This is a genomic window from bacterium (assembly GCA_029210545.1).
In the GTDB taxonomy this organism is placed as follows: domain Bacteria; phylum BMS3Abin14; class BMS3Abin14; order BMS3Abin14; family BMS3Abin14; genus JARGFV01.
On sequence record JARGFV010000021.1, the window covers coordinates 22,183 to 30,895 of the forward strand.

General features: G+C 58.6%; 12 protein-coding genes. 3 read left to right on the forward strand and 9 right to left on the reverse strand.

Annotation, left to right across the window (positions count from 1 at the left end; translation table 11 throughout):
• Positions 1-69: 69 nt before the first annotated feature.
• Genes P1S46_03830 through P1S46_03860 form a run of 7 tightly spaced genes read right to left on the reverse strand, consistent with a single transcriptional unit; the run spans position 70 to position 5,281 of the window.
• The gene (locus P1S46_03830) at positions 70-1,467 is read right to left on the reverse strand and encodes a kelch repeat-containing protein (GenBank protein MDF1535617.1); all 1,398 of its coding nucleotides are present in this window, start codon (positions 1,465-1,467) and stop codon (positions 70-72) included.
• Positions 1,464-2,726 (reverse strand): PEGA domain-containing protein, encoded by a 1,263-nt coding sequence (locus P1S46_03835; protein ID MDF1535618.1) that lies wholly within the window; start codon positions 2,724-2,726, stop codon positions 1,464-1,466. Before P1S46_03835 ends, P1S46_03830 begins: the two co-directional genes overlap by 4 nt.
• A complete protein-coding gene (locus P1S46_03840; protein ID MDF1535619.1) occupies positions 2,701-3,717 on the reverse strand; it encodes a peptidase MA family metallohydrolase in 1,017 nt (338 codons plus the stop codon). The genes P1S46_03835 and P1S46_03840 overlap by 26 nt, the downstream gene beginning before the upstream one ends.
• Entirely contained in the window at positions 3,714-3,980 is a 267-nt protein-coding gene (locus tag P1S46_03845; GenBank protein ID MDF1535620.1) for a DUF167 domain-containing protein, read from the reverse strand. The genes P1S46_03840 and P1S46_03845 overlap by 4 nt, the downstream gene beginning before the upstream one ends.
• 15 nt (positions 3,981-3,995) lie before the next feature.
• Positions 3,996-4,439: a hypothetical protein gene (locus tag P1S46_03850; GenBank protein MDF1535621.1), complete on the reverse strand. Its 444-nt coding sequence runs from the start codon at positions 4,437-4,439 to the stop codon at positions 3,996-3,998.
• Positions 4,440-4,447: 8 nt separating this feature from the next.
• On the reverse strand, positions 4,448-4,957 hold the full coding sequence (locus P1S46_03855; GenBank protein MDF1535622.1) for a DivIVA domain-containing protein: 510 nt from the start codon (positions 4,955-4,957) through the stop codon (positions 4,448-4,450).
• A 24-nt stretch (positions 4,958-4,981) separates the two neighbouring features.
• Entirely contained in the window at positions 4,982-5,281 is a 300-nt protein-coding gene (locus P1S46_03860) for a YggT family protein (GenBank protein MDF1535623.1), read from the reverse strand.
• 149 nt (positions 5,282-5,430) lie between these two features.
• On the opposite strand from P1S46_03860, the gene P1S46_03865 reads away from it, so the two are divergent.
• Complete coding sequence (locus P1S46_03865; protein MDF1535624.1) at positions 5,431-5,634, forward strand: hypothetical protein; 204 nt, start codon at positions 5,431-5,433, stop codon at positions 5,632-5,634.
• Positions 5,635-5,874: 240 nt separating this feature from the next.
• On the opposite strand, the gene P1S46_03870 is transcribed toward P1S46_03865, so the two are convergent.
• Positions 5,875-6,579, reverse strand: coding sequence for a sulfite exporter TauE/SafE family protein (locus P1S46_03870; protein MDF1535625.1), 705 nt, complete (start codon positions 6,577-6,579; stop codon positions 5,875-5,877).
• 38 nt (positions 6,580-6,617) lie between these two features.
• Here P1S46_03870 and P1S46_03875 point away from each other — a divergent pair, with 38 nt between their 5' ends.
• Together P1S46_03875 and P1S46_03880 are read left to right on the forward strand one after the other, a co-directional pair.
• Positions 6,618-7,508, forward strand: a complete 891-nt coding sequence (locus P1S46_03875) for a prenyltransferase (protein ID MDF1535626.1) — start codon at positions 6,618-6,620, stop codon at positions 7,506-7,508.
• Between the two features lie 197 nt (positions 7,509-7,705).
• Entirely contained in the window at positions 7,706-8,080 is a 375-nt protein-coding gene (locus tag P1S46_03880) for a hypothetical protein (protein ID MDF1535627.1), read from the forward strand.
• A 179-nt stretch (positions 8,081-8,259) separates the two neighbouring features.
• Here the strand turns inward: P1S46_03880 and P1S46_03885 are convergent, their stop codons facing one another.
• A complete protein-coding gene (locus P1S46_03885; protein MDF1535628.1) occupies positions 8,260-8,592 on the reverse strand; it encodes a TIGR02266 family protein in 333 nt (110 codons plus the stop codon).
• Positions 8,593-8,713 lie beyond the last annotated feature (121 nt).

The window sequence follows — 8,713 nt, forward strand, 5'->3', positions numbered from 1 at the left end:
CGCCGGCTTTTTAATGCAACTTTGACCTTGCTCTTCTTCCTGATTCCTCCTTCCCTATTCCTCCTTCCGCTATAACCCGGAAGGAGGGTTCCACACCTCCACCATCCGGTCGGTCGTGTCGCCTCCCGCGACGAGGACACGGCCGTCAGGGAGAAGGGTGGCCGTATGACCCGCCCTCGGGACCCTCATGCGCCACGGCAGGAGGGTCGACTCCCCGGTGGTGAGATCGATGATCTCGGCGGAGGTGGAAGTGTCGGTGCTTGGACCGCCTCCGATGACGAGAAGCTTATCGGTATCGATCAGTGTTGATGTGTGGAAAGCTCTTGGAACATTTAACTTACTATCAGCTGTGAAAGTCAAAGAGCCAACATTAATGATTTCACAACTCTTTAAATAACCAACCTGTCCGAAACCGCCTACTACCACTGCTTCTTGGCCACTAATTTGTGAAATGGAATGACCTACTTTCCCCATTGGCAAATTAGTTGTCCCTACTGCTTTCATTGTATTCAAGTCAAGAAGGACTATTTCGCTCAAATAATTTAAGGTTTCTTGTCCTCCAACACATAACAACTTGTCATTAATAACTTCGCACGAGGGACTGATTCTTTCCGAATCAATTCTCAGGAAAGGTAAAATATATTCACTAATGGACTTATCTGAATAATCCAAAGCACTACTATCAATCCGCCAAGCATCTCTTATAACACTATTGAAACCACCTATTAAAATAGCCTCAGCAACATACTTAACCACTGAAAAATCAACTCTATAGCTGTCTAAAAGGCGAGGATACACTTCAAAACCCTTCAAATCCACGACCTCGTACAGGTTGTCCTCGACAGTGTCGGAGCCCTTGAAAACGAAAAGACGGTTGCCGGCCGTGTCGTGAACAACCTCCTGGCCCGACCTCGGGTAGACGAGGCTGGCGGCCCATGCGCTCGAAGCGAACCGTTCGCCGTCGGCCGTGAGAACCTCGATGACACGCGTATTACGGGTACCGCCAAGGACGTACAGGTCACTGTCGACGAGCACCGCTGAATGGTTACAGCGTGGGTGCAGAAGGGTCCCCGCCGGGGAAAAGCCTCCTGACTGCACGAGGGGGACGGTCACCTCGCCATCGGTCCCGTCCGGCACATGCACCTGCCCCTCCAAGATCACCTGTCCGCCGGTGATCGCCTGGACATTCAGGAAACCGGATCGTCCCAGGTCGAAGTCCGCGGTGTGGGAATCCCAGGGAAATTCAAACGTCCTCGACGAAGACCCGCCGTCAAACACGAACCTGACCGTACCGATATAGGGAGTCAAGGAGCCCGCGGGGAGGGCGTCCATGTCGAGGACCGATTCCCAGTCGGCAGGGAGCTGGAGGCTCACCTTAAGATGCCCTTCCGGGTCCTCACCAGCGCAGGCGCCCAGCGCCATGACACCGGCGAGGATCAACGGCACCCCGAGGCGCAGCCGCTTCACCAGGTCACCTCCACCCGGGTTCCGCCGCCCCCCGACGCGCTCGACATGCTTCCGATGACCAGGGCGGCCCCCAGGATGACCGCGTATCTGCGCCATCCGGACATGATCCCGCTCTCTTCCGGCCGGCCTTCAGGTACCGGTTCGGCCTCGGGCAGGTTCACGTTGACCTGACCCGCCTGGGTTGACCATGTTTGCCTGAGGGGCTCCACCATGGCTTCCATCCTCGCCATCCCCTCTTCCACACTGTCACCCGCCTCCCAGATGGTGCCGCGGCCGACGGTGAGTCCCTCACGATCAAGGAGCCAGGCCTGGAGAGTGCTTTCATCTCCTTCCGGGATGAGGATGTAATCAACTTCCAGCCTGCTCACAAGCCGGGCAAGGTACCCCTTGTCGCCGGCCCGAAGCCGGCCCATGAAAAATGGCGCGTACTCACCTTCGGGCCCGCCCGGCGCCAGATCCTGCCTGATATTCGTGGGCGTGAGCCGGTCCATTTCCACCACCCCGTACCAGGGTTCGTAGCCGGGCGCTGCCAACTCGATATAATGACCCCCGGGAGGGAGCTCGAGGGTGCTGTTTAACGCTCCCCTCTTTTTTCCGTCGACGATGACGGCCATGTCGGCAGGTGAGCCCGTCACCTTCAGGAACGCTTTGGCTCCTCCGGATACCTCCCTTCGAACCCGCAGGTATTGCTCAACCGTCCCGGGAGAGTATCTCTCTTCCGGCAGTTCCCGCTCCATGTCCAGGGCGGCCGCCCTGGCAAAGGGCACTCCATGCCCCTTACCTTCCCTGGCCCTGAGAACCATCCCCTCGAGGATGTACATCTCGAAAGCCAGGTCGGCCCGTAAAGACGTATCGCCCGGGATCGACACCAGTTCTCTCATCCGCTTCAAGGATCTGAGGGCCCGGTCGTATTCAAAACCGTAATAGGCGTCCCACGCTTCGGACAGGACCGGTCCCGAGCTCTCCATGGCGCTGCGGTAGGCAGTGAGGTGGGAAGCCGCGATAGCCTCGCCGGACTGCCGCCACTGTTCCAGCATCCCGGCGACCTGCTCCTTGTCCTTTATGAGGAGCAGCGGATCCATGTAAAGCTGCCGCTGAACCTGATCCCACGCAACCCTCATCTCCGGGACCTGGAGAGTCGGTTCGAGCACTGCGAGGCTGCCGGGAGGCAGGGAGACTGCCCCGGCAACGCTGACCCTCAGCATGACCAGCGCCATCGCCCAGGCCATGCCCCTAATGGAGAGTGCGCTTGTTTTCATCCTCTTCTTCTCTGCCGCCTGGCGTCCCGAAGGCCGTCCCGGACACAGCCGCCCCCGTCAGCATTATCTCCTCATCGTCCCACTGCTTCAGTTTTTTGGCGGAAGCGACCCTCTTCCGGTACGTCGTAAAAAGGAACAGGAACGTGATGAGACCCCACACGGACGCGGTGCTGAAAATGGCCGGCAGCCAGGCTGCCCTGAATTTCGCGTACCGCTCGAACCCCCGCAGTATCTGAGCCAGGGACAGGCCGAAAGCCTCCCTGGCCCCCTCCCCGAGACCGCCGAGTTCCATGGAACCGTTCAGCAGCCTCGCGACGGAATCGTCTCCGAACTCCCTGGTAAGGTACCGGATAAAGAGGTAGCTGCGGGCGTAGGCGGCCTCAGCCAGGGCCGGCTGCCGGGGAAAGGCGCTCTCCAGTTCGGCAAAGGCCGGGGCCGCGCCGCTTACCTGTGCCCACCCCAGGTGAAAAAGGCGGGGGAGCGTCATCTCTCCGGCCACGTAGGTCGCCAGTCCCTCCTGAAACCAGAGGGGCAGCCTGGTGTGGCCGGCGATCTCGGCATCACCCAGGAGCAGGTGCGCCATCTCGTGCCGAAGGAGCGACCAGTAGCGGGTTCCACCAGCCTCCATGGCGCCCGGCGTCATGATGAGGACAAGACCGAGGCCGGGATATGTGAGAGCTCCCGCCCACTCAGGGGCAGGGCGCGAGGCGGGCTGGAGTTCTAAAAACTGTTCCCTGCTGCCGGCGATGACGATGTCGTAGGGACCGATGGCTTCGAGACCGAAAAAGACCGAGGTTTCATCCAGGAACCGACCCGCCTTGTCGAGGACCTGCCGGGCCAGGATATCCGACGATCCGCTGTAGCGTACAGTCAGCCTCCCTGCTGAAAGGGTCTGCCACCCGGGGCCTGTGCTATCCAGTGTGGATCCTGAAGCAGGGAAGAAGAGAAAAAGGAGGGGAACCGCAGCCAGTAGCTTTTGGACACCGGTCACCGGAAACGATCCTTCAGTTCGTCAAGGGTGACGCCTTCAAATTCGAGGAGCTTGGACCGGCCCCGCTCTCCGGACACGATATGGACCCTGCTCCGGGCAACCCCTGCCCCCTTGGCCAGGAGTTTTATCAGTGAACTGTTCGCCGCGCCCTCCACCGGAGGAGCCGTAAGGCGAACGATCAGCACACCGTCTTTCCAGCCTTCAACGGCATCCTTCGAAGCCCTTGGCTTGACCTGGATCCTGACTCTTGCCGATGCGGACACCACGACCCCGGACCTTCAGGGCGCCTCGAACCGGACACGCAATGTCGGGAAGGAGTGAACGGCGTTTTCGGATGGGACGAGAGAGAACTCGTGAACCCCCGTGTTCAGGGTGGAAGAGACCTCGCTCTCGAGAAGCTGTATGTCCTCTTCAAAGGTAAACGGCACAGGTTCACCGTCTACCGCAGCGGTGATATCCAGGGCGGTGATCCCTTCCCCGCCATCATCCGGGCTGAACCGGGCGATAATGGACCACTGCCGGGATGGCTCTCCGGACATGGTCGTGATCGACCGATAACCCATGCTCCTGACAAACCACTCCCCGAAACCGGATTCATCGACCGGCGGCATGATACCGGGTCCGCGAACCTTTACGCAGGAGGAAGGGGCCACCATGAGCAGCAGGAGGGTAAAAACGGCGAACAGGCGCGGCAGGCCGGAGGTCATGGGAAGGAGGCTCAAAAGGACCTCTACTCCTTTTCCCTGCTCAAGAGGTACTTGACGTTTTCGTCTCTCCCGACTTCAGCCTCGAGAGCTTCCGTGGTGATCTGCAGCATCTGGAGATGGCTCTTGGCGGCGGCCTTGACTGCTGTTTCGAACTGGGCGCGGATGCGGCGAACCTCGACGATCTGGTCCTTGATGACCGCCAGTTTGCGATGAGCGTCATCGACCGTCTTTTCCGCCTTGAGTTCGGCCTCCTTGAGGATGATCTCGGCCTCTTTCCTCGCCGAGTTTTTCATGTCCTCGGTGATCTTCTGGGCCGTCATCATGGTCTCTTTAAGAGTCTGCTCCCGCTGTTTGAGTTCCTCGTACTGGTTGGTCAGACGTGCCAGTGTCTCTTTAAGTTTCCCGTTCTCACGGATGAGTTCCTCGAACTCGGATGCTGCCAACTCCAGGAAGTTTTCCACCTCCCGGGCGTCGAGCCCTCTCAACTTGGTCCTGAACTGCTGACTCTGGATATCCAGGGGTGAAAGGCGCATGACCGTTCTCCTTTCAGCCTCCCCTCAGCGTAACGACATGGCTATCCCGTAAAGGGACTGGACGAGGAACGTCTGCAGGAAGATGATAGCCAGGATCGCGATGATGGGAGAAAGATCGAACATACCGGCTCTCGTGGGCAGGAACCTGCGAATGTAGCCCATGACCGGTTCGGTAACACGGATCAGGAACTGGTAGATCGGATTGTACGGATCCGGCGAGATCCAGGATGCGAGGGCCCTGATGATGATGAGCCACATGTAGAGGTTGAGCACGATGGACAGGATTTTGGCGATGGCAGTGATGAGGTTGCTGATGACGAACACTGTTGAACCTCCCGTATTAACTTCGGAAATTGCCCCGGTAGCTCCCATAACTATATAAAGGCCGGAGAAATAGTGCAAGGAGTGTAACAACCCGAAATCCGCGATTGATTTGGGCCGGCCTCCGGTCGGGGTGTCTGAGGGGTCTGTTTTTGACACGCCGGTCCTGGTACCTGGACTTTTCGGCATCGACGCCACCCGCCGACCCCGAAGTCCCGACCAAACGGGCCTTCCTCGCGGATTTCGGGTATGGTTCCCCCCTGCCTGCGGCAGGCAGGCTCAGGAACACGCAACCCGCTGTTTTCAGAACCGTCCACCAGATCGGGAAGCCCGATGCCATGAGCAAACTCTCCTGAAAGAGCCAGACCAGCATGGGCTGTGATTGGGTCCTGGGTCATTTCAAGCTTGAAACGTAACTTACCATACCAGCAAGGTTTTTTATCCCCAGAATCGCGAAAAACAGATTCAATCGCGATTCTGGGGAAGGAAAAGGGGACATCTCTACTTTGCGTTGACAGAGGGTGCAAGGAACCATTCCATTTAAAAAAACCGGCCAGAAAACCCCTGCCTTTCAGGCCGTGGAGTGGGTCACTTTCCTAAAGCCACATCGCCATCAGCTCAACGATAATGATCCTCAGGGCGATAACTGCCAGCAATCCCTTGTAAATGATCCTGAAAACACGTTCGCTGATCCTGTTCAATAACGCCTTGCCAAGAAGGATCCCGGCGATGACCATGACGCCGAGCCATACCAGGACCTGGCTGTAATCCAGGGCGTTGGCCCCGATGACCATCCCGAAGAGAGGGATCTTCACCAGGTGTCCAACAGCCTGGCAGGCTGCCTTGGTGCCCACCAGTTCCTCCTTGGCAATATCGCCGCGGAGGAAAAAACGGGCGATCAGGGGGCCGACGGAACCGAAAAAGATCCCCAGGAGACCGGCGAAGAACCCGACGGGAACAAAGGTCCTGTATCCCCCCATCTTTCCCTTTCCGTCCATCGGAAGGAACACCACCACCAGGATGAAAATACCCATGGAAAGCCTGATCACCTCGGGATCGATCATCCTGAACACGATGATGCCGATGAGCGCCCCCGGAAGCATCCCCAGGACGAAAAAGGCCACCACCCTCCACTTTACGTGGCGGTAAAACACGGCGATACGCGTACCGTTGCTCATGAAAGCTACTGCCGCGTGCAGGGAGATGATGAATTCGGCCTGAATGACCGAAGCGATGACAGCCAGGATGACAGACCCTCCTTGACCGTCAGGAAAAGTCGGGTTATAAGAAACCGTGACCATGTGGTCACGGTTTTAATTTCCAAGGGGAGGAAAGGCACATGAGTGACGCTGTGAAAGTATGGGCCGCCCAGGTCAGGGCCCCATTCCTGCTGCTGGCCGTCATGCTCGTTCTGGTCGGGGGGTCGCTGGCCCACGACGCCGGCCTGTTCGACGCCCTCCGGTTCACCCTCTGCCTGGTGGGCACTGTCCTGATCCACGCGTCGGTGAACCTGTTCAATGAACTCTCCGATTTCCGAACGGGGATCGATTCTGACACCCGAAGGACCCCCTTTTCCGGAGGCAGCGGGAACCTGCAGGCGAAACTGACATCTCCAGGCGCGGTGCGCCTGGCCGCCTGGAGCACCCTCGCAGTTTCGGGCCTCATCGGGCTCTACCTTTCCCTCCAGGCGGGCTGGCTCCTGGTGGCCCTGATCCTGGTGGGCGGGCTGGTCACGGTATTTTACACGAGCCACCTGGCGAAGATCGCCATGGGCGAGCTGTTCGCTGGGGTATGCCTGGGGAGCATGGTGGTGGTGGGCACCTATCTCGCCATGACGGGGAACGTCACCTCCACAGTCGTTCTGGTTTCGATACCGCCGGGCATCCTCACCTCCCTGCTCCTTTTCCTCAACGAGTTTCCCGACCTGGAGGCGGACCGCGCAGGCGGCCGCAGGCATCTCCTGATCCTCCTGGGCAGGAAGGTCTCCGCGCTCGTGTACACCGCCTGTCTCATTGTCTGCTACGTGTTCATCCTGGCCGGTGTGCTTACGAACCGTTTCCCGGCGCTGATCCTCATTACGCTCCTGACCGTCCCCCTGGCGGTGAAGGCGGCCGCAACCACCCTGAAGCATCACGACAGCTTCGAGAAGATGATCCCGGCCCAGGGGGCCAACGTTGGCGTGGTCCTGGCAACGGACCTGCTCATCGCCCTGGCCTACTTCTTTCACTAGTCACGCCGCAGGCGTGATCGGGGTTTTCCGACACGCTGCCAAGGCCAGGTACCAAGCCCCGGTCTCTTCTCCGTATCCTCAGATTTTCTCCGTGGTGAATGCTCTTCAGGCTTTGACGGCATAAGCCAGAGCTTTCCCCCTTTTCCCCTTTCCCCTTGTCCTTTTATACTTCCTCCCAACCTGCCCCGGGAGGAAATATGAGCCGTCCATCAGGATTTACCGTCCGTTTGCCCGTGCTGGCCTGCATCCTGGCCGCATGGGCTTTCCTTTGTCCGCCTGGCACGGCCTGGTCCTACACCAGCCCGGTGACCGAGGACATCAGCTCCTTCATAAACTCCGGGGACATGGGTGGCGCCCGCAAAAGGGCCCGATCGTACCTGGATCAGGACCCACGGAACTATGAAAAGGCAAAGGAGCTGGACTGTGAACCCTGGGCCCGGATCCTGGTGGCCCGCGTCGCCGCGGCACGCTTCCACGACAGATACGAACCGCAGCTTGACTACGCCGACCTGCTCACCGGCCAGCGCAATCCAAGTATGCCACCTTGTGCTGGAACGCGGTCACGGCTCTGAACGAAGGGAAAATGCCACACTTTATGAAACAGGGAGGGGAGAGGAAGAACAGGGCGCAGGGCGGAGAAGCATAATATAAAAGCTTTAACGCCCAAGGCCACCGAGGTGATCTAAATCAGGGGGAAGGGCTTTCTTTCTACTTTCTTCTCGGGAGAGAACCTCCCTGGTATCTCCTGGGTTCACTTCGCCAGCTGGGCCTGAATAAACCCCTCCAGGATGTGCCTGTCCTCCTCGGGCATTTCGTTGAACTGTACCCCCATCCCCGGCTTCCGGCCCCTGCCTGGCGGACTGTTCCAGACCACTTTCCCCTTGACCCGTATCAGGTTTTCCTGGCCGGGCAGTTGAAAGGCCAGTGCCAGTACCGTACCGAGAGCAAGGGGCTCGGATGTCTGGATGAACATCCCACCCTTGCTTATATTGGGCATGAAACTGCAGACAAGCTCCATGGGGGATTTGAAGGTGACCTCGATCCACACATCCACCCGGGGGTGTTTCCGGTTTTCCACTTTCATGGGCGATTCCCTTTGAAACGATAATGATAATCTCTCAAAAAGTCTGATCCGGGACTTTTCGCTCCACGGAAAGGGAAAAGCGTCGTTTTCCCTTTCCTTACAGAGATTACTGATAGATCGC